The sequence below is a fragment of the Mycobacterium sp. genome (assembly GCF_052145595.1).
Lineage (GTDB): Bacteria > Actinomycetota > Actinomycetes > Mycobacteriales > Mycobacteriaceae > Mycobacterium.
On sequence record NZ_JBKQOI010000199.1, the window covers coordinates 1 to 20,137 of the forward strand.

The following is a 20,137-nucleotide window of genomic DNA, read 5'->3' on the forward strand; positions in this document are numbered from 1 at the left end:
GCATCTGCTGCAATATTCCGCAGCGATCCTTATGCGGCTCCAAGCACCTACTCTGACCTGGGCAGAAATGGCTGGGCGATCCGTTGGCGGCTGCAACGGCCTCTACCGCACGTTGCCAGATTGCGCCCACGCTGCTGTCGCGCGTCTAAAACTGCACGCGGAATCGAACACCTGTTTGATACCGTGGCTGGCGAAGGAGACAGGAATGGCAGAGGTACCCGACGACTACAAGCACCCCAAGTGCTACGCGAACACGCGCGGTGGATGCTCCAGCACCATTTCCGGTGAACACTATGTGTCGCATGGATTGATCAAGCTGTACGGGAACAACGATCCCTTGTTCACGGTGCAACACAAAACCGGCAAGGGTATCGGTCACCCCGTCACGGCTAAGAACTTCAAGGCGAACATTCTGTGCCAGAAGCACAACACGGCCCTAAGTCCTGCAGATGACGCCGCGCTAGCGTTCGCAACATTTCTGCGCCGCAACGCTTTACAGTACGATGCCGGAGCTGGCGAGTGGGGTGAAGCCGAAGAGATCACCATTTCCGGCGACGATATGCAGCGGTGGGTGCTGAAGTTGTTCCTGAATCACGCTGTGACAGGACACTTCGAGGAACAGCAGGACCGCACCGTCACGTTTCCGACAGAGGCGATTGATCTATTGCTTAACCGCGCGGCATGGCCGTCCGAGTGGGGCATGGCGGTGCCAGGCGAAACGCGAAGCAGAGACTTTCGGGCCGTGCCGTTTCAGCCTATAGATGTCGTCAACAGTCATTGGTGGGGCGTTCGGCCTTTCGTACACAAGGATCTCACTTGGATGGGCGGCGGATTAGTTGATTTGGCTCACATGAGCTTTGGTTTGACGCTGTTTGATCCAGGGCGCGGGAAGCCGGAGTGGGACAATCCTGGCAATGACCTACGCGGATCGTTGCAGCGGCCAACCTCCATCGGGTGGGAACTGGAGGGCGTGGAAAAGCGCATCAACTTCACGTGGGACTACCCATTGCACCACTACGGCCTTACGTACCAACTGCGACCGCAGAACAAGGCCGATCGCCTTGCCGGGAAGCTGCCTGTTGGCAAGCACTACTGGCTTGAGTGATTGGGCTTATTCATGGGCGTTCGCGATACTTTCAACAACTTTCAGCCCTTCACACGCCGGCTGCTGATCGCGTCCTTCGTTGTTGGGCTGCTGTTGCTCATCGGGTTCTCGCTCACCGACATGGGGGTCAATGTAACGCTAGGCAGTTGGGACCCAAAGCCAAATTGGTTGAAACAGTTCAACGCTGAGTGGTTCCACAGTCACGCCTACATACCCAACATCCTTGCGGCCATCACTGGATTCTTCATTGGCGTACCCATCGCTCTAGTGATCTTGGCTACCTTCGTCGGACAGCGCGAAGACGCGGAAGCGTTGAAACGCGTCAATGCCACTTCACTGCAAGCATGGAATCGCTTCAAAGACTCTGTCTTTGATCTCTGTAGCGACGAAAGGCTAGATGGCCTGAGTGTAAGCGCAGACCTAGTCCAAAGGATTCACAACGATATCTACGAGGAGTACGTCGCATACCGGACACGCGGTCTGCGACGTGAACCCTACAAATCAGGATCAGTTGTGGGCGTGCGGCAACGCGGAACGACCACTGAAGAGACAGATGAGTTTCAGCGCTACCTAGCCGCGAACGTGGAAGAGTTCATGGCTCAGATCAACGAGGTATTCAATAGGGTTGGTAGCGATCACAGCTTCCAAGTTCAGTGGGCCGGTGTTCGCACCAACTGGACCACAGTTGATCAGTATGTCCGCCTGCAGAGGTTTGAGCGCAACCTGCAGTGGTTCAACACTGACGTCGATGCTGAGTTGAGTCATAGGCTCTCGGATACAGTCAACCCATTGACGGAGTTCTTTGACGTGCACCACGTCAAGACTCGAAATTCGCTCGACAGCATGCTTGCCGCGCGTGCCGCGGTGCTATACGACGCACAGCTGCCAAAGGAGGAGTTAGACACCAAGCTACTTGCTGGTCCAAGCTCCGGTAACTTCTTTGGGCATCAACCGGTTACCAACTACTACGGGACGGCCTTGAAGGTGCGCGGCGATCTAGAAGCACTAAGAGACGCAGTACTACGTGTCGACGGGGAGGGTTGGCCCGCGAAGTTTAGCGGTCCGCAAACGGGTGACTAGTTCGCCTTGCGCTGTGGTGGCACGCTCCCTTGGCCGGACCCCTTGAACTGATCCGTACTCAGTGAGAGTCGGTGATGGGTGGTGCGCAACACCCTAGCGCGTACTGGCCGAGTCAATCTGTGGCTGTGGGCTTTTGCCTTACTTTGGTTGCTTGTCGTTCTGTTGGACAGGTGATGTCATTCCGCGTGGGGTGCGGGGACGAAGTCGAGCGGTGCGCCGAACGGGATGAGCGGTTCGCGTTTCACGCTGGCCTGGAACTGGGCGATGAGTCGGGTGAAGTGGGCCACGACCCAGGTGTGCAGGTGTGGGGAGTCGACGGGTTCGCGTTCTTTGGGGTCGGTGAGCAAGTTGATGATGCGCGGGTTGGCGTAGGGCGGTGAGGCGTCGGAGAAGTAGCGCTGCTCGACGAAGACGGTTTTGAAGTTCTGCCACTTGACGCCGTAGAGCTTGTCGCCGTTCCAGAACAGGAATCCCTGCCGGTTGGACTCGTTCTGGACGCCGCGGAAGAACGAGTCCTGATCAACTCCGTCGATGACCCGGTCATTGGGCGCACCACAGCCAGCCCAGCCGAGCAGGGTGGTGAACATGTCGGTGACGTGGACTATCTCGTTGCTGACCCGTCCGGGGGCGACGTGGCCCGGCCAGCGGATTAGACACGGTGTGCGTAGCGAGCCTTCCATGCCGGTGAAATAGGAGCCTTCCCAGAAGCCGGCGGTTCCTCGCCACGGCAGGGTGTCCTCAGGCCCGTTGTCGCCGGCGAACACGACGATGGTTTTGTCGGCGATGCCCAGTTCGTCGAGCAGGTCCAACAGTGTCCCGAAGTCGGCGTCCATTTCCAGCAGGCAGTCGGCCCAGTCGCCGGCACCGCTGGTGCCCTTGAATTCCTCGCGGGGCACCGTCGGCAGGTGCAGCATCGAGTGATTGAAGTAGACGTAGAACGGCTTATCGGCTGTGACGCTGCGCCGGATGAAATTGTCTGCGCGGGTGAGGTATTCGCGGTCGATGTCGCGGCGGACCTGCAGGGTCAGCTGCTCGAGGTTCTCGACCGGACCGCCTTTGGTGCTCGCGACGACATAGGACATGGAGTCGCGGTCGGGGTCGTAGAGCGGATCGTCGGGCCACAGGCATTCGTCGTAGCTGTGCGGGATGCCGTACCACTCGTCAAACCCGTGGTCGGTCGGGTAGCGCCCGGGCTCGTCGCCGACGTGCCACTTGCCATAGATCGCGGTGGCGTAACCGGCGTCGGACAGGATGTCGCCCATGGTCTGCTCCCAGGCCACCAAACCGCCGGGCAGCCCGGGCAGTTGTACCGAGCCGTTGCCGGAGCGGATGGCGTAGCGGCCGGTCAGCAATGCTGAACGGGTCGGCGTGCACTGGGCTTCGGGCGCGAAATTGAGCAGCTGCAGTCCTTCGCCGGCGAAGCGGTCTAGCCGCGCGGTGTCTGCGCCGCGCAGGATGCCGCCGCCGTAGCAACCCAGCTCGCCCATGCCGAGGTTGTCGATGTGGACGTAAAGAATGTTGGGGCGTCCCGTCGAGCCTGATGCCTGCTGCTCAACCGGAAGGTCGTCTGGGTTCATCGGTCAACCTCCTGGCGTGGTTCTTACCTTCGACGCTCAGCGAACGCCTGTAGGACAGCACCGTGGGCGTGCTAGGGAATCTGCTCGCGAAGGAATGCGCCGATGTCCTCGATCGCTTGCTGGCCTTCGGGCAGGACGGCGGCGTAGCTGTGCCAGCGGTGAATCATCTCTCGCCAGATTTCCAGTTTGACTTGGACTCCGGCTGCTTGGGCGCGTTCTGCGAGGCGGGTGGAGTCGTCCAGCAGGACCTCGTGATCGCCGACCTGGATCAGCAGCGGTGGCAGTCCCGCAAGATCGGCATACAGCGGATTGGCCAGCGGGGTGCGTGGATCTGCGCCGGCTAGGTAGGCCTTCGCCCACACGTCGATGACCTCGGGCGTGGCGATAGGATCGACGTTCGCGCGGGTGGTGATCGACTCGCCGGTGCCCTCCAAGTCGAGGAACGGTGATAGGCACACCGCGGCCGCCGGCATCGGGAATCCGGCATCTCGGCCCGCAACCAGCGCCGCGAGCGTCAATGCGCCGCCCGCTGAATCCCCGGCGATCGCGAGCCGTGCCGACGGCAGCCCCTGGTCGAGCAGGAAGCGGTAGCCGGCAACGGTGTCGTCGACTGCGGCCGGAAATGGATGTTCGGGTGCCAGGCGGTAGTCCAGGCCCAGCACGCGGGTCTGCGCGGCGCGCGAGATGCGGCCCATCATGTCGCGGTGGGTGTTCAGCGACCCCATGATGTAGCCGCCGCCATGCAGGTAGAGCACCGCTCGATCGTCCGGCGCGCCCGGCGCGCTGATCCATGCCGCGTTGACGCCGTTGGCGACGATGGGTTCGCTGGTGATATCGGGTTCCGCGGGTCGCGCCATCTGCTCGTTGGTCGCGCGCAGCTCCTCGATACTGGAGCCCGAGGCCATCCCGGCCAAACTCTTGATCGCCTCGATCACCTGCTGCAATTGCGGACTTGCCATCGCAGGCACACCTCTCGGCAGTTCACGGAGTGCGCGAGCAGCGCGCTTCGGAAGCTAGTCTTCGCCGCCCATCGATGTTGCACAACCGTCAAAAGAGGCTGCCCCCAGGTCGGTGACCGGAACCGAGTACCGGTCCCCAGTGAGCAAAACGTGTCGGTCCGTGGGTACAGGTTTCCGCGTAGCGGGCCGGGGGCTGGTAGCCGAGCGCAGAGTGAGGTGGACTCTTCTATGTCTTGTCAAGCGGCCTGCGGCTGGGCGTCGTGTTCGGCGTGGAGACTTTCGAGGGTCCGGTAGAGCTGGCGGGCTAGGTAGCGCTTGAGGCAGCGCCGGATCTCTTTGGTGGTGCGTCCTTCTGCGCGGCGCCGTTCGACGTAGGCCCGGGTGTCGGGGTCGTGGGTCATGCGGGTGATGACGGCCATGTGCAGGGCACGGTTGAGACGCCTGTCGCCACCGCGGTTGAGTCGGTGTCGGATGGTGTTTCCCGAAGATGCAGGGATCGGATTGACGCCAGCTAAAGCGGCGAAGGCCGCTTCGGAACGGACCCGGCCGGCGTGCGACCAGGCGGTGTAGACGACCGCGACGGTGACTGGGCCGATGCCGGTCTTGTCCAGCAATACAGCGGCCTTGCTGGCGCGGATGAGATCGATCATCTGCGCCTGGTTGGCCCCGAGTTCCTCGCTGAGATCGACCACGCGCTTGCCCAGCCGGACTGCCTCGGCGCGGGCGGTGGTCGTGGCGAGATCTTCAACCCGGGTGCGCCAGCGGGCGACCTCACCAATCTGGCTGGCGGTCAACGGCTTACGGGCGTCGATACCCAGGGCGGCCATCCGAAGCAAAGCGGTGAGCGCGTTGACGGCCGCGGTGCGTTCGGTCGTCATGTGCGCACGGGCGGTAACCAAAACCCGCAATGCAGCCCGGATACCGTCGTCGCTTCGCGGCCGGCGCAGCTGCTCAGGCTCAAGGGACAAGACCGCGGCTGCGATCCTGCGGGCGTCGATGGGATCAGACTTGCCGGTACCGCGATGAGCCCGCGCGTCCATCCGAGCCGCCTCCACGACCTCGAAGCCGGCTCGCTTCACCGCTGAAGCCAGTTGGGCACCGTAGGTGGCGACGCCTTCGATGACCCACAAGGTGGCCAACTCGCCATCGGTGCGGCGCGCGGCCCAGGCGATAGCTCGGTCCATGCCCGCATCAGTGGCAGGGAACTGTTTGGTGGCGACCAGTTCGCCAGTAGCAGCTACCAAAACGGCAAGAGTGTGAGTGCGGGCGTGGGTGTCCACTCCGATGACGAACGGGTGGGCATGCGCAACGATGGTCACGGTGGCGGGCTTCCTTCCAGAGGCGGGGCAGATCCGGCCGCCAACGCGGCCGGCGCCGGCCCTGGATGGAAGTCACTTCGGGGCAGCACTGTGATGAGCCACGATCCGCCCTTCGGCGGGGACGGGCAGTCTTCTGATCAAGTCACCGAGGTGGAGCCGGGTCAGCGTCGGCCGCCCGCCCCGGCGCCGGACAAGTCCACCGAAACGCACCCATGGGGCGAATGATTGTAAGAGTCACAACTCCGAGGCGAGGCGACCGCCGCTAACCCTGCCAGCCAGTCCCAGACCAGCCACTCGAAGACTCACAGTGGTTGTAGTCGTGCTTCCAGTCGCTGATGACTACCCGCGCTTGGGTCAGTGACCAGAAGCTGTTGATGTTGAGGCATTCGTCGCGGATGCGGGCGTTAAAGGATTCGACGTAGCCATTGCGCCAGGGCTCACCGGGCGGAATGAAATGCAGACCGACCTGTCCGGCTGCCCAGTCGACCATTGCGCTGCAGGCTAATTCGGGTCCGTTGTCACACCGCAGGACAGCCGGGTAGGTGGCCCGTTCGGCGGCCAAGCGGTCCAGCTCGGCGATCAGGTGCTCGCCGGTGATGCTGCGCTCGACCAGTCCGCCCAGGCATTCGCGGGTATGTTCATCGATGATCGACACGATTTTGATCGGCCGTCCGTCGGTGGTGACGTCGAACTGGAAGTCCACGGCCCACACCCGGTTGGGGGCTTCGGCGACTGCGGTGTCCGGCGCGGTGGAGGTGCCGTGGCGTTTGCGTCTGCGCCGTTGCGGCACCCGCAAGCCCTCTTCGCGCCAAAGCCGTTGGATCTTTTTGTGATTCACAATCCATCCCTCGGCGCGGGCATCGTGATAGGCCGGCCGGAACCCACGCCTTGGATGGTCCTTGGCGTACTGGCGCAGCCAGGACCGCAACGCAGCATCGGGATCTTCCGGCGTAGTGGAGGCGGCCTTGTGGCGTTGGGTGGCGCGGTGCTGCCCGGTCACGCGGCAGGCGAACCGTTCGCTGACCCCCAACACGCGCTGGAGGTGATGAACGGCTGCCCGCCGTCGTTCCGGGCTTAGAAGTTTCCGTTCGCGATCTCCTTCAAGGCGGCCTTCTCCAGCTCGGCATCAGCCAACAGTCGCTTGAGGGTGGAGTTCTCGCGTTCGAGATCTTTGAGACGTTTGGCGTCCTCGGCCTTCAGCCCGCCGAACTGGCTACGCCAGCGGTGATAGGTCGCCTCAGAGACATTCAGCTCTCGGCACACCGCCGCGATGTCGTGGCCCTCCGCCAGCAGCCGATCGGCCGCCATCAGCTTGCGCACAATCTGCTCTGCGCTGTGCCTCTTCCTTGTCGCCATGATCCTGCCGAGCCTTCCTGCCCACAACACGGGCCGCAAGACTCTCACAAAGCCTGGATCAACCAACGGGGGTCAGGCCACCCAACTACTACTCAGCGGAAACTTACGTAGCTTGGGCGGAGTCGTTAATCGAACTGATGGGTCCTGAGTGGCTGATCGAACACGCTCCGAAGCCGCATCGAACTGTGCACCTTATTGCGTCTTGGCTTCATAGCTACCAAACCGCAACGCCAGAAACTCTCCACCTCTCACAGCAGCTACTCCAAATCGGCGAGCTGATGTGGAACATCGAGGTGATCCAGAACGCCGGGGTGATGAACGTTGAGACACGCATCAGCGATTTACGCCTCGACGATGCAGAACGAGTCGCCAGCGCCATCCACGAAATTCGAATTGCTGCCGCCTTCATAGCAGAAGGCCGTCGTGTGCTATTCATCCCCGAGGCCGGAAGTCGTACGCCTGACATGCTCATCGATGACGGCATCGAAGTCGAGTGCAAACATAAGTGCAGAATCAGCGGCCGGGATAGGCAGCGATATGAACTATACGGAATCCTGTCTCGACGCCTCCGATCTGTATTCCATGACAAAGTGCCGCACTCCCTGCTTGCAATAGAAATCGTGTTCCACAAGGAGCCCAGTCGCCCCCCAATCGACCGTGTCGTTGCAACCGCGAGACAGGCGCTAAATGACCCTAAGCTGAGGAAATTTAGCGAGGCATTGACCGGGGAGTATTCGGCTCAGTTCGAGACATTTGCGATGGGTGACGGTCCTGACGGCCTGTTCCTACCCCGAGAGCAAGGGCAGTCGAAGTTCGATCAACGCTCCACTGAGGGCGTAGTGATAAATCCCGACGGCCCAATTTTGGGGCGATTTATCAATCTGTCCGTTGGCTGCGAAGTTCGGCAAGACAGAGTCAAAGGCATCGTAAAATCATTGAAGTCTTCAATAGGGCAACTTTCCGGTCGTTACCCAGCCATAGTGTCCATTGATATATCGGAGACTGTAAACGACGTTAACGGCGATTCCATGGCACACCTTCGAGATGATCTTCTCGCAGTCATGCGAAACAACTCCAAAATATCTCAAGTGCGCTTGGACTCGACGGTGCTCCACCAGATCGACGGACGAGATGTATACGGCTCGTTCACAGAGCGCATCGACAACCCTTACGCCAGACATCCTCTGACAAGCATTTGATTAGTTCTGTCGCCGCGACGACTGACAACGTCTGCCTCACGCTTTCCCATCCGCAGGTCGCCGAGGCCGGCTAGTCCGCGAATCGCACCGGTGTCACGACGGTGCCACAAGGTCGAGCCACATAGGCGGACAGACGTGGACACCCAAGGACACGTTGATGCTCGCGTCGAATGCCCTGAGATGCGCATGGACGCCTCGAATCGACTTCCCAAGCTGAATAGGCTTCATCTTCGACGTGGCCATCGTGCCGGCGCAGCGTCTTCCAGGCCGCCAGGGCGTCGATCACTCGCGAGATTGAGAGCCTTTGCGCTCGCTATGCCGACGAAGATGAATAGCGGCCTGTATCCCGCGGATCCTCGCAACGTACGCCGGAACGCACCGCGTTACGGGCGGTGGCGGCACTGTGCGATACATTGCACGGCACAGTGCTCAGCGGCTCTAGCTGCAGCATTCTGAATAGACCCCTTCAGAATCCTTGGCCCTGGTCACGACTTCCTCGACGGGAGCCAGCGGATAGTCGTTGTCCGCGAGCCAACGCAGGTACTCGCCGCTGCCGACGTGGTGGCCCCACCCGCCCGCGCTGTTGCGCCAGGCATCCTTAGGGGTCCGCGATTCGAGCGCACCGAGCATCAGGGCCAACGTGATCACCTGAGCGCGCCCGTCGCCGTTGGCGGGCAGGTCGGCCACCAGCTTGGCCACGGCCTGGCCGCTGTCCACTCCCAGCAGTTCAGCAGTCGTGTCCAACGCGTTGTGATTGGTCAGCAAGTAGCTGTCACGAGACAAGCAGTCAGCGATGAACATGGCAGCGCCCTTGGGAGGCGTCTTGTGCGCCAACAGCTTCTTGACGAACTCGCGCCGCACATTGAGGGCCGCGTCACCGAGCTTGTTGAGAGCCAACACTTTCCGGCGCTCACGCTTCTCGGTCTCGGCCCGCTCGATCGCGGCCTGCTGACGTGCCGCCTCGCGTGCCTCGTCGTCCAAGTCGACCGCTTCGCCGGTGTCGGTGTCCACCATGCCCGCCTGCCGCGCGAACCAGCTCTGCGGCGTCAGGCCTGCGGCACGGTAGTCGAGGCAGTCGTAATCGGGGACGAACACCGCTGTCTCGGTGACCGAGTTGGCGTGGCACAACCCCTCGGCAGGCTCGGCGTCTGGCTGGTCTTCGGTCTCCCAGTCCACGGTCTCTTCATCTACAGCGTCGCCGGTTTCCACGTCGCACAGTGCGGTGTCCTCAGAGAGCAACACAGCCCAGTGGGCGGGGTTGGTGACAGCGTTGTCGTCGGCCTCGTCGCCCTCGCCGGTCACCAGGTGATGCAGCGGTATGCAGGCCGCGTCCCACGACTCGGGCCGGTGCTCAAGGACGGTGAACCCCTTGTCGGTGTAGACCTGGACTGCCTGGGCTCGGACCTGGGCGGTGGCGCGTTCTTGACGGAGCTGGGCGACCGTGTGCTCGAACCAGCCCCTTCCAGCCGAGCTCATCAGCCGCTCAAGCGCGCCGGGCATGTCCTCGAACTCGGTGATCGCGGCTGCTTCGACCAGGCTGAGCTGGCCGCTGGCCAAGGCGTCCATGGCGGTCGTTGACTGCGCGGCGGTGTGCGCAGCCTTTACGGCGTCCTTGGCGACGGACAACCGCTTGGCCACCTTGGTCACCGACATCCCTGCGTCGATCATCCATGGTGCGGCACAAGGTATAACGAACTTAGCGTACTTTACTGGTAACCCTGCATATTCGGATCGGTCGTATTCGGTCAGACCGGCCGGCTGCAGCGGGCGGGGGAGTGCGGTAAACACGCCGTGGGTGCGAAGGAGATCGGATTCCCGCTTCCAAGTTGCCGCAACGCCGTCCAAGTCGGCTCCAGCTCACGGGTCCCAGGTCGACTCAGGAACCAGGCCGCAGTTCTGTGCGGGCACGCGCCACAAAAGCCACTTCGTGGGAAACGGCCGCTATTCGCGATTGCTTTCCCGGCAGCGTACGGCCGAGCCCAAGCACGGCTCGCCATTTGATCAGCCCGTAACAGCTACGTAGCAAAACTGGTAACGGTGCGTATTTATGCGTTGCGAGTTGTGGGGTGGTGCACTGTAGCGGTCCCACGCTCATCGGGCGAAGGCCGGCAGCACGTCGGTGGCGAAGACCTCCGCATAGGCCATGAAGCGGTCGGCCGGCAAGCCCGGCGGCGCCAACATAATGTAGTGCTCGAGCGGCGTCCGCTGATCCAGGTCCGTCAGCATGGCGATCGCTTGCTCTGGTGTCAGGATCTGCAGCTCGCCGCTGGCCTTGTACTGCTCGAGGCTCATCGGCCGCATTCCTGCCATGCCGAGTGCGTTGTCCTCGTTATTCCACTGCCCGTAGCTGTTGTTGATGTGCAGGTAGTGCGGTGCGAGTTCCGCCATCGCCTGCTCGGGATCGCGGGCGACCACAGTGGTCAGCGCGGTGATGCGCAGGCGGGCGGCGGCAGGATCCCTACCGAGCTCGCGGAGCTTGTCGACGTATAGGCCGCAGACCTCGGCGGTACCGAGATAGCCGTCCCCGTAGGTGGCGACGCGTTGCACGGCTTTTCCGGCGAAGCCGCCGATGTAGAGCGGGATGTGGCCGCGTGGCGCGGGCGGCATCAGTTTGGCGCCGGCAATCTGGAAATAGGTCCCGTCGAAGTCGACCGTTTCGCCAGCCCAGAGCCTGCCGATTATCTGCAGGAACTCGTCGAAAAGTGCTCCACGCCTTGTGAAATCGATCCCGAATGCGGCGGTCTCGCGCCGGCGGTAGCCGATCGCAAGGCCAATGTCGAGCCGGCCATCGGACAAGGTGTCCAGCAGTGCACAGTCCTGCGCGAAGCGAACCGGGTGGTGCAGCGGGGCCAGTGCGACGGCCGTGCCGATCCGCATGCTCGTGGTGCGCGCCGCCACTGCCGCCAGCGTCACCAGCGGTGAGGGCATGTAGCCGTCGTCGGCGAGGTGATGTTCGGGAAGCCAGGCACCGGTAAACCCCAAGGCCTCAGTGCCGGCGATGATGTCGAGGGTTTCGGCGTAGAGCTCTGCCGGGCGCCGGTACCACTGTGGCGGGTTACGAAAGTCGTAGAGGTAGCCGAAGGTCAACATGGTTGGCAACATAGCAACTCACTACACGAGCGCCTTTGACGAGCGGGGCGTCCTCATACCAGCAGGCACATGCGTCATCGCCAACACAGCGTCGGCCACCGTAACCCGTCAATGTACGACGCCCCGGACCATCTCGACATCACCCGCACCGCGCCGCCGGCCGTCATGACCGTCGGCGCGGCGCGCACTACTGCTCGGTGCACATCTGGCACGACTCGAACTCATCGAGGCGCTGCGCGTGATCACCCAGCATATGCCGAGCCCCCGCCGCGTCGGCCCCGCGCCATGGAAGCCGATCACTAGGATTTCTGGCCCGACAACGCTTCCCATTGAATTCGAGACGCGACTTGCGAGCTAAACATGAGCACCGAATAATGTTGTGATACAAAGTAACTCGCAGCCTTTAGCTACCGCTAATAAAGACTATGGTCAACTTAGGGCAGTCGTTCGGGCCCGAGTCGATTGCTTCCCGAGTCGATTGCTTGGTGCGGTCCGCAGTCCCGTGCCAATGCCGCATCTGGCCCGGCCATGAGCAATCGCTGTACGCAGCTGCACGGCGGGCCGCATGTGCGGCGCATCACCCCGCCGGCAGTTTCACCACCGCAATAAACACGGTTCGCGATGACGTAATTGGTCATTATCGGCATTCCTCGGCGTCAAGCAGGTTTCGCCTCCGTTGCTAGTCGGCGTCGTCAGTGGCGGCAGTCCCGGAGGTAAATGCTTGGGCTCTTGACGAGCCCCGCGGCGCGCTGCCGGGCCGAAGCACGGGATCAGCCTAAAGTGGGCGCTGATTAAGACGAGTGCTGGCATGTCATGCCCCTTTCGAAACGCGGCTTCGAACCCGCGATCGCGAGTACGCAGGCGCAGTCGCGCGATCGCCTAGGCAGCGTTGCCCGTACCGTGACGCTGCCTAGCCGATGTCAGCAGTTCATTGTTTGGCCGGTGCGCAGCGATCACTGACGGAGCCAAGTGTCACCGTGGGACGCCCGTGCGGTTGGGCCATTTCCCAATTCGACCAAATACCTACCGAATACGGGCCTTGCGCACCGTTCTGTTCGTAGTATCCCTGCGGGTCATAGACTTTCGCTTCGGGATAGGGCCACGGGCATGCAACAGATGTCGAGATCCTGGTCCACTTGAAGGAGGCAAAAGCGAGCCCGTAAAACAGATAGAACACGTTGACGATGATGAGCATGACCATGAACGACCCGAGCGCGGGTCGGCCCGCGAAGATGCGGGCCCGCTGGGCCAGTTTCTCGGACACCGTGCGTCCGGTGTCATCCCGGTAGACGAGCACTCCCGCAGGAATCATGACGAGGGTGACCAGCGACGATTCCCAGAGCAGCGGAAACTGGTGTGGCGTGCCCACAAAGATCGAACCGAATGGGATCACCTGGGAGTACATGTACAACCCGGTGTGGATCATCGTGACTTCGAGAATCATGTCGATGACAAAGCCGATGATGAAGATCAGAACACCGAGGCTGATCAACGGGTGGCGCCACACGAAGGAGTCGTGCGGCTGGCGGGCTTGAATCTTGCGTAACGCCCAGGCCGCCGGGAAGTACGGGCCGAACTGGAACATCACGTAGCCGAGGACGACGAACGGTTCGACCGTGGGCGCGAGCGAGACCAGCGGCCATGACTCGGGCCAGTGCCATAGCCGCGGGTCGTAGACCGCGTAGGGCGCCCAGTTCATGATGGGGTCCTGCCAGATGATGATCGTGGTGACGATGCCCATCAGGATGTAGGGGTGCGGTCCGAAGCGACGCCATCCCCAGACGGCCGCCACGATGAGCCCGATCACCGCGATGAGGGTGAAGATTTGTAGGACGGGGATCCAGTGCTGGTAGCCCAACAGCGGCCTGAAGGGCCGTGGTGTGCCTGTTACCGCCGGGTTGCCGACTCGCGCGTCGGGGAAATTCCGGACGTTCCACCAGACAGCCACGATCACGAAGACGCCCAGCGCGGTCCACACCCACTTCCAGATACTGCTGCCGGTCGACGCGCGAGGCGGTTCGGCGTGCGGTGAGTTGGCCGGCTTAGCGCTGGGGTGTGCGGTCATTGGCTCTCCTGACTGATACGGGGCCGACCTCCACCTTTGTCGATGCGGCCGATCGAGTCCGTTTCCCGCCATTTCTGGTGCCGGTCGGCACCAGAAATGATCTGGAGTCAGGGTGCACCAAACGGGCCGATCGGTCAAGGATGCGGCGGAGGGAAAATCGAGTGACCGCGCAGCCGGCGCTGCCGGGCTACCGCAACACCGTGGCGTCCGGCTGTGTTGGGCCCGCCGGATCAGGTGAAGTGAGAACGCCAGCGTCAGGAATCGGCGGGGGTGTGCAGCCCGGTTGACACGTCCGCAGTGGCCAGCAGTAGTCCCGCGATCAAATCTGCGACGTGCTCGCGGCTGGTGTCGAATTCGCCCCGAAGCCAGCCGGCCACGATTTCCATTGCCCCGCTGACGAGCGCGAATGCGGCCATGTCGGTGTCGAGCTTGCTTGCCGCGGCCGAGCCCAGCAGTTCTTGGATCATCGTGGACATGGCGTCTGCGATCGCGCGGGCGCTTTCAACGCGTGCGCGCTGCAGAACGCCTGAGGTGTGGGTGGAAAGCAACAGTCGACCTCGGCGCGGGTCTGCGACGAGGTAGTCGAGGGCGGCGTCGGCGGTGGCGTGTACCTGGGCGCGTAGGTCCGGTGGGGCGCCTTGGGTCGCCGCACCCACCGCCTCCAGGCCGCCAGCGGTGAGGTCTCGCACGATCGCTTCAAGCAGCGTGTCGGAGTCGGTGAAATGCTCGTAGAAGTAGCGGTCGTTCAACTTCGCGCGGGCGCATACGGCCCGTTTGGACACCGCCTGCGCACCATCCTCGCCAAATAGATCGAGTGCGGCCTCGATGAGGGCGGCGCGGCGAGTGGCCCGCCGTTGGTCGACGGTCACGCCGCCGTAGGTGCGGCTCGCGGTTGCCATAGGGCTTATTGTCCCTGATTCCCTCTTGACCCGGACAGCTTTCTGGTGCAGTCTGGCACCACATTAGTTCTGGTGCAGCCATGCACCAGAAACGGGTCTGTGAGGGAGAGGCCGTGTCCGTCGAGTCTGTGGACGTCCCGGTGACCGTTGAGGCGCTGACCCCTTCGGCCACCACTCTGTGCCCGGTGCACGACCGCTCCGTGCGTGCCGCGGGGTCATCTGTCGGTGACCGCTTCGAAGAAGTCGCCGGCTCCAAATTCGTGGCGATGTTCGCCCCGGCTCTGTTCGACGAGATGATGCACCCGGCAGTGTCGGCATCGCTGGTCGATACTGCGCGGATCCGCGACAACCCGCTCGGTCGCGCGCGACGCACCGCGGCGGCGGATCAGCTCGCGTTTTTCGCCCATAGCGCGGATCGGGCCGAGGAGATGCAGCGTCTGGTCGAGCTGCATCGCGACGTCAAAGGCGTTCAGCCCGACGGCGTCCGGTACAGCGCCATGAGCCCAGAACCTTGGAATTGGAACCTCTACAGCATCTTTTTCATGCACCGCGGCGTCTTTATGACGGTCACCGGCGAGAAGCTCACCCCGGCGGGGAACCAGGAGATCTGGGACCGGTTTCGGACAATGACAGCTGGCCTCCAGATGCCAGGTCGGGCAAGGCAGCTGGTCGAAAACTACGACGAGATGTGCGCCTACTACGACCGCATCGTGGCTGAAGTTCTCACCCACACCGAGGCCCTGGATATCGTCATGGACGCCACATTGCACCCGAAGCGCCCTGAGCACTGGTCACGGGCATGGGAGCCGGTCTTCTCGCTGGTGGGACCGCTAGCGGGGCGCCTGGTTACGGTCCTGGGTTTCGGGATCATGCACCCTGAGGTGAGAGCACTGGTGCCGATGCGATGGACCCGTCGACACGACATGGCGTTTTCCGCGCTGTCGCGGGTGCTGCGGGTGGCGTACCGACGCCTACCCAGGCGTTTCACCGACACACCGCTGACTCGCAACCGTCGCGAGTACGAGCGAATCGTTGCGCGGCACAAGAGCATTGAGTTGCCGTCGTTCGTGCCAGGAGCAGTCTCGCCTTGCGGCCGCTGAACGTTTGCGCCCGATGGGCGGGCTGCGGGTGGCCCAATGCTGACCCGTCTCAACTGGGAACGCCGTGACTGATGACGTCGAACTCGGGCCTGCAAAAGCTAAGCGCGAGCACGATCCGCGAACCGAAATACTGAGATCCTCATCGGAAGTCATCGCGTCGCGCGGGGTGCGTATCACCATGCGCCAGATTGCCCAATCGAGCGGAAAATCCTTCTGCGCTCTCTCCCACCACTTCGATTCAAAAGACGACCTGCTAATCGAGCTCGTCAAGCGCTATCAGGCCGATCTGACGCGCGTCGGTGAGGACGCCCAGGCCCGGCTCGATCGGCCGGGCCGGCGTTCGACATTCGATGCGCTATGGATACCCGGCGACGTCGTGCAAACCGTCGGCAGCATCCACGCGGTGGACATCGCCCGAGACAGCTGAATCGGCGGCATCGCCGATCGCCGAATTGTGTCGCGGCGAGCGGGGCGGCGGGGGAGCGCTCACGTGACTGAGACACCGCAACCAACGGGGCTTGAGCGACTGCAGCTTTTCGCACCTGCACTGGCTGGGCAGCCGGTCGCCGTCGAGCCCGCCACTGCGGAGCGATCCGCGTGGACCCATGGCCAGACGATCTTCGTCGATCCGGGTGATAGCCCACTTCAGCGCCTGGCGGCTTTAACCGGGCAAGCCTGTTGATCGCTGCCGGAAGCCTTGAGCCGGACATCATGGGCAAGCTCGCGCGGCGATATCTCGCCGTCGAAATCCCGCGGGCGTGATGATCAATGAGGCGCTCATACCTGTCCAAGTGGCTGCACTTTTCACGCAGCACCGTCGACGCCTGGGAGACCTCGGCAGCGGGTGCCTCGTTGGCGCTCGCGCAAAGTGACGCGTCCATCGCCGACCCGCCCCTGGTTTTCGGCAGCCTTGTACCCCGAAAGGTCCTGGCGAAATTCCATGCCGCGCAGAACAAGTCGGCGTCGTCCACACACATCCCGCGCGGCGAGAACAAGAAACCGTCGTGAGCCTCGCAGTGGCCACGTTCGTGGCGAACATTTCGCGTGGGCGATCCGGTACCGGCGGCCGGGGCAAAGACGGCGAGGGCACCGACGTACTGGCATTACTGGGGCCTGCCGACTGCCAAATCGAGCAACGCGACCACCGCCCGATCCTGTCGCTTGAATCCTCACAGAAAGCGTGGGGCCGAGGCTGCCTGTTTGAACCAAATATATGTTCCGGATACAGTCCCTTAGAAAGTCGCGAAACACGCGAGGCGATGACAGGGAAGCCTCGCTGATAGCCGGGGTTTCGGTGCTAACTGACCTCGAATGACACAAGGGGCAGCTGTGGCACTTACGAAGCCTAGGAGCCGCTCTCTCTCGGTGGTCAACGCGGCGCTTCGTATCGGTGTCAAGGTCATGCCATGGATTCCGCTTCGGCTGAAGCGCCTTCTCGCCGGCGGCAAAAGGGTCACCATCGACGGCAACACCCTTGACAGCACGGTTCAACTGATACTGGCCGCCCAACGAACCACACATACCGGTGGGCTGTCGGCTGCTGACGATCCTGAAGTTGCCCGCACTCTGATGCGGAACTCGCACTCGGTGATGGGCGCCCACGTCGCCGTCCCCACCGCCGACCTCACGATTCCCGGTCCCGACAGCCCCCTGCGGGCACGGCACTACCTGCCGACTATTGCGGCGCCGGCCCCGTTACTTGTGTTTTTCCACGGAGGTGGTTTCGTCGTGGGCGACATCGAATCTCATGACGGGCTATGCCGGATGATCTGCAGGGACGCGGCGATTCATGTGTTGTCGGTGGACTACAGGCTCGCGCCGGAACACAAGGCCCCGGCCGCGGTCGACGATTGCGTCGCGGCCTATCGATGGGCACTTGGACATGCCGCCGAACTAGGCGCCGACCCGTCCCGCATTGGCGTCGGCGGGGACAGCGCCGGTGGAAACCTGGCGGCACTGGTCGCGCTGCGCAGCCGCGACGAGGGCATCCGACAGCCGACGCTGCAGGTACTGCTCTATCCGGTCCTCGACCTGTCAGCGAAGACCCGGTCGCGCACCTTGTTCTCAGACGGATTCTTCCTGTCCAGGCAGGACATGGATTGGTTTACAGAGCTGTATTTGGACGGAGCTGGCCTCGCAGCCGACGATGCGCGGGTATCGCCACTGAAGGCCGCCGATCTATCCGGTCTGGCGCCGGCTCTGGTGCTGACCGCGGGATTCGATCCCCTGCGCGACGAGGGCAACGAATACGCCGCGGCGCTGCGATCGGCCGGTGTCAGCGTGGACCACCGCCAGTTCGATGCACTTACGCACGGCTTTGCCAGTCTCGCACCGTTCGGCGGCGGCAGCGCCGATGCGGTCGCGGCGACCATCTCGGCCATTCAAGCCCACCTCAGCCGCGGGTGCGGCGGCACGGTAGGCGCATCGTGCGAACGGATCCCTGCCACCCAGGAATAAAAACACCTACAACCATCGGCGCCCACATTCGCCCTAGGGCTATCACACACCCAGCCGCTACGCTGCGCCTTGCAGGGGCACCGATGAGGAGTCACGCTCGTCGTGGACGCGCTGAATACGGGTGAATCGCAATCGGAGGACCTATCGGCGATGTCGAAGTTGGCAGTGGTGACTGGCGGAGCTGGCGGTATGGGGCTGGCGGTGGCGCGTGTCCTTGGTCGAGAGGTCGCGGTGCTGATCTGCGATGTCAGCCAGGATCGCCTTGACGCCGCCCAACGCGAGCTTCGGGGCGCCGGGATTGACTGTGTAGCGACTCTCTGCGATATCACCGATCGCCAATCGGTGAGCCAGCTCGTCGAGCGCGCTCAACAGCTCGGAACTGTCACCTCAGTCGTTCACGCCGCCGGCATCAGCCCGAGCATGGGCTCAGCAGACATGATCTTGCGCATCAATGCCGTCGGCACCGTTCTGGTCAACAGCGCTTTCTACGACATCGCCCGCCCGGGCATGGCTCTGGTTAATGTCGCCTCCGTCGCCGGACACCAGCTTCCGGCCGTTGTTGCCCCACACGCCGCTACAAGCGGTCCTTGACCGACATCGACCGGTTCCACGCAGAGCTGCTGGCGGTGTGCAACCTGATGCCATCCGCGAGGCGGCCCCAGCTGGCCTACGTGCTCAGCAAGAATTTCGTCATTTGGTACAGCAAAACGATGGCCGGGCGGTACGGACGCAAGGGGGCGCGCGTGGTTGGCGTGTTCCCGGTGAATGAGTCCAACCAGTTTTAGAGTCCTGTGGCCCGATGTCGGGCTGGAAGGGACGATGAAAACATGGCTGGTCGGAAGCGGCATTCCGCGGAGGACATCGTGCGCAAGTTGCGGCGGGCGGACGAGTTGGCTGCCGAGGGCAAGACCGGTGAGGAGATCGCTGCCGAGCTGGGAGTGTCAGCGGCGACGTTGTACAACTGGCGCCGCGCTTATGGCGGGATGGACACGGAGGCCGCCAAAGAACTCAAGGAACTGCGCGAGCAGAACGCCCGATTAAAGCGATTGTTGGCCGAGGCCGAACTCGTCAAAGACGCACTGCGGGAGGTGGCGAAGGGAAAATTTTAGGCCCAGCTGCCAAGCGCCACGCCGTCGACATGCTCAAGGACACACTGAGCATGTCGGAACGGTTGGCGTGCACGGCGGTTGGGCTGGCCCGCTCCACCTACCGGCGCCTCCCTATGGGGCAGACCCCTGCCGATCCCGATGCCGAATTGAGGACCTGGCTGCGCTGGTATGCCACCAAGCACCCGTGCCATGGGTTCCGGCGTGCGTGGGCGGCGTTGCGCTACGACGAGCGCCGTGAGGTCAACAGGAAGAAGGTTCACCGGTTGTGGCGTGAGGAGGGCTTGCAGGTGCGGGTGCATAGTCCGCGCAAACGGGCCGGGGTGTCCTCGGTGACGCCGGTCCAGGCCGACGCGCCGAACGTGGTGTGGGCGATCGACTTCCAGTTCGACTCCACGATCGACGGTAAGGCGATCAAGATCGCATCGATGATCGACGAGCACACCCGGTGCTCGCTGATGCACCTGGTCGAAAGATCGATCACCGCCGAGCGGCTCGTCGCCGAACTCGAAGTGGTGTTCGACGCCGCAGGCGGCCCGCCGAGGGTGTTCCGGATGGACAACGGACCGGAGTTGGTTTCTCAAGCGCTGCAACGGTTCTGCGATGGCAAGGTCGGAATGTCCTACATCCCGCCCGGTACCCCGTGGAACAACGGCTACATCGAATCGTTCAACAACCGCCTCAGGAAGGAGTGCCTCAACCGCAACCACTGGAACAGTCTGTTCGAGGCCCGGGTAGTCATCGGAGACTTCAAACACGAGCACAACCACCGCCACCGTTTTCTGGGGTTGGCTGACCTGTTGTGTGACGTTGCGTAGACCGGCG

The 20,137-nt window shown here is 62.8% G+C and carries 17 protein-coding genes and 2 pseudogenes; 11 read left to right on the top strand and 8 right to left on the bottom strand.

Features of this window, described 5'->3' with window-relative positions; genetic code table 11:
* Together ACLP4W_RS18255 and ACLP4W_RS18260 are read left to right on the top strand one after the other, a co-directional pair.
* Positions 1-1,105, top strand: a 1,105-nt coding sequence (locus ACLP4W_RS18255) for a hypothetical protein (protein ID WP_442388288.1), incomplete at its 5' end; no start/stop codon positions are given.
* 12 nt (positions 1,106-1,117) lie between these two features.
* The gene (locus tag ACLP4W_RS18260) at positions 1,118-2,185 is read left to right on the top strand and encodes a hypothetical protein (protein WP_442388290.1); all 1,068 of its coding nucleotides are present in this window, start codon (positions 1,118-1,120) and stop codon (positions 2,183-2,185) included.
* A 176-nt stretch (positions 2,186-2,361) separates the two neighbouring features.
* Here ACLP4W_RS18260 and ACLP4W_RS18265 read toward each other — a convergent pair whose 3' ends face one another.
* The 4 genes and pseudogenes from ACLP4W_RS18265 to ACLP4W_RS18280 all read right to left on the bottom strand — a co-directional run.
* Positions 2,362-3,762 (bottom strand): arylsulfatase, encoded by a 1,401-nt coding sequence (locus ACLP4W_RS18265; RefSeq protein WP_442388292.1) that lies wholly within the window; start codon positions 3,760-3,762, stop codon positions 2,362-2,364.
* A 71-nt stretch (positions 3,763-3,833) separates the two neighbouring features.
* The gene (locus ACLP4W_RS18270) at positions 3,834-4,721 is read right to left on the bottom strand and encodes an alpha/beta hydrolase (protein WP_442388293.1); all 888 of its coding nucleotides are present in this window, start codon (positions 4,719-4,721) and stop codon (positions 3,834-3,836) included.
* 236 nt (positions 4,722-4,957) lie between these two features.
* Positions 4,958-6,040, bottom strand: coding sequence for an IS110 family transposase (locus tag ACLP4W_RS18275; protein WP_442388295.1), 1,083 nt, complete (start codon positions 6,038-6,040; stop codon positions 4,958-4,960).
* A gap of 307 nt (positions 6,041-6,347) precedes the next feature.
* Positions 6,348-7,396: pseudogene (locus ACLP4W_RS18280) on the bottom strand (IS3 family transposase); the annotation flags it as partial.
* A 278-nt stretch (positions 7,397-7,674) separates the two neighbouring features.
* Here ACLP4W_RS18280 and ACLP4W_RS18285 point away from each other — a divergent pair.
* Positions 7,675-8,595 carry a hypothetical protein gene (locus tag ACLP4W_RS18285; RefSeq protein WP_442388297.1) on the top strand — a complete coding sequence of 307 codons (921 nt, stop codon included), beginning with the start codon at positions 7,675-7,677 and terminating at the stop codon, positions 8,593-8,595.
* 438 nt (positions 8,596-9,033) lie between these two features.
* On the opposite strand, the gene ACLP4W_RS18290 is transcribed toward ACLP4W_RS18285, so the two are convergent.
* Both ACLP4W_RS18290 and ACLP4W_RS18295 read right to left on the bottom strand, forming a co-directional pair.
* A complete protein-coding gene (locus tag ACLP4W_RS18290; RefSeq protein WP_442388298.1) occupies positions 9,034-10,263 on the bottom strand; it encodes a ParB/RepB/Spo0J family partition protein in 1,230 nt (409 codons plus the stop codon).
* 423 nt (positions 10,264-10,686) lie between these two features.
* Positions 10,687-11,685: an LLM class flavin-dependent oxidoreductase gene (locus tag ACLP4W_RS18295; RefSeq protein ID WP_442388300.1), complete on the bottom strand. Its 999-nt coding sequence runs from the start codon at positions 11,683-11,685 to the stop codon at positions 10,687-10,689.
* 46 nt (positions 11,686-11,731) lie between these two features.
* Here ACLP4W_RS18295 and ACLP4W_RS18300 point away from each other — a divergent pair.
* Positions 11,732-12,043: pseudogene (locus tag ACLP4W_RS18300) on the top strand (cytochrome P450); the annotation flags it as partial.
* Between the two features lie 570 nt (positions 12,044-12,613).
* Here ACLP4W_RS18300 and ACLP4W_RS18305 read toward each other — a convergent pair.
* Together ACLP4W_RS18305 and ACLP4W_RS18310 are read right to left on the bottom strand one after the other, a co-directional pair.
* A complete protein-coding gene (locus ACLP4W_RS18305) occupies positions 12,614-13,750 on the bottom strand; it encodes a spirocyclase AveC family protein (protein WP_442388302.1) in 1,137 nt (378 codons plus the stop codon).
* Positions 13,751-14,004: 254 nt separating this feature from the next.
* Positions 14,005-14,649, bottom strand: coding sequence for a TetR/AcrR family transcriptional regulator (locus tag ACLP4W_RS18310; protein ID WP_442388304.1), 645 nt, complete (start codon positions 14,647-14,649; stop codon positions 14,005-14,007).
* A gap of 113 nt (positions 14,650-14,762) precedes the next feature.
* On the opposite strand from ACLP4W_RS18310, the gene ACLP4W_RS18315 reads away from it, so the two are divergent.
* From ACLP4W_RS18315 to ACLP4W_RS18345, 7 genes are all read left to right on the top strand, one after another.
* On the top strand, positions 14,763-15,749 hold the full coding sequence (locus ACLP4W_RS18315; RefSeq protein WP_442388306.1) for an oxygenase MpaB family protein: 987 nt from the start codon (positions 14,763-14,765) through the stop codon (positions 15,747-15,749).
* 64 nt (positions 15,750-15,813) lie between these two features.
* Entirely contained in the window at positions 15,814-16,176 is a 363-nt protein-coding gene (locus tag ACLP4W_RS18320) for a TetR/AcrR family transcriptional regulator (protein ID WP_442388308.1), read from the top strand.
* Between the two features lie 341 nt (positions 16,177-16,517).
* The gene (locus tag ACLP4W_RS18325) at positions 16,518-16,757 is read left to right on the top strand and encodes a hypothetical protein (protein WP_442388310.1); all 240 of its coding nucleotides are present in this window, start codon (positions 16,518-16,520) and stop codon (positions 16,755-16,757) included.
* A gap of 393 nt (positions 16,758-17,150) precedes the next feature.
* Positions 17,151-18,206, top strand: coding sequence for an alpha/beta hydrolase (locus ACLP4W_RS18330; RefSeq protein WP_442388312.1), 1,056 nt, complete (start codon positions 17,151-17,153; stop codon positions 18,204-18,206).
* 102 nt (positions 18,207-18,308) lie between these two features.
* On the top strand, positions 18,309-18,797 hold the full coding sequence (locus ACLP4W_RS18335) for an SDR family NAD(P)-dependent oxidoreductase (protein WP_442388314.1): 489 nt from the start codon (positions 18,309-18,311) through the stop codon (positions 18,795-18,797).
* On the top strand, positions 18,794-18,991 hold the full coding sequence (locus tag ACLP4W_RS18340; protein ID WP_442388315.1) for a hypothetical protein: 198 nt from the start codon (positions 18,794-18,796) through the stop codon (positions 18,989-18,991). Before ACLP4W_RS18335 ends, ACLP4W_RS18340 begins: the two co-directional genes overlap by 4 nt.
* A gap of 42 nt (positions 18,992-19,033) precedes the next feature.
* A protein-coding gene (locus tag ACLP4W_RS18345; RefSeq protein WP_442388317.1) for an IS3 family transposase occupies positions 19,034-20,130 on the top strand; the annotation gives its coding sequence in 2 pieces (ribosomal slippage) (positions 19,034-19,301 and positions 19,301-20,130; 1,098 coding nt in all).
* Positions 20,131-20,137: the final 7 nt, after the last annotated feature.

What these genes read in the sequence shown, in the direction of transcription:
- ACLP4W_RS18330 (WP_442388312.1), top strand. Translation starts at nt 17,151, where the DNA reads ATGCCATGGATTCCGCTTCGGCTGAAGCGCCTTCTCGCCGGCGGCAAA.
- ACLP4W_RS18295 (WP_442388300.1), bottom strand. Translation starts at nt 11,685, where the DNA reads ATGTTGACCTTCGGCTACCTCTACGACTTTCGTAACCCGCCACAGTGG.
- ACLP4W_RS18310 (WP_442388304.1), bottom strand. Translation starts at nt 14,649, where the DNA reads ATGGCAACCGCGAGCCGCACCTACGGCGGCGTGACCGTCGACCAACGG.
- ACLP4W_RS18260 (WP_442388290.1), top strand. Translation starts at nt 1,118, where the DNA reads ATGGGCGTTCGCGATACTTTCAACAACTTTCAGCCCTTCACACGCCGG.
- ACLP4W_RS18325 (WP_442388310.1), top strand. Translation starts at nt 16,518, where the DNA reads ATGAGGCGCTCATACCTGTCCAAGTGGCTGCACTTTTCACGCAGCACC.
- ACLP4W_RS18290 (WP_442388298.1), bottom strand. Translation starts at nt 10,263, where the DNA reads ATGATCGACGCAGGGATGTCGGTGACCAAGGTGGCCAAGCGGTTGTCC.
- ACLP4W_RS18305 (WP_442388302.1), bottom strand. Translation starts at nt 13,750, where the DNA reads ATGACCGCACACCCCAGCGCTAAGCCGGCCAACTCACCGCACGCCGAA.
- ACLP4W_RS18285 (WP_442388297.1), top strand. Translation starts at nt 7,675, where the DNA reads ATGTGGAACATCGAGGTGATCCAGAACGCCGGGGTGATGAACGTTGAG.
- ACLP4W_RS18265 (WP_442388292.1), bottom strand. Translation starts at nt 3,762, where the DNA reads ATGAACCCAGACGACCTTCCGGTTGAGCAGCAGGCATCAGGCTCGACG.
- ACLP4W_RS18270 (WP_442388293.1), bottom strand. Translation starts at nt 4,721, where the DNA reads ATGGCAAGTCCGCAATTGCAGCAGGTGATCGAGGCGATCAAGAGTTTG.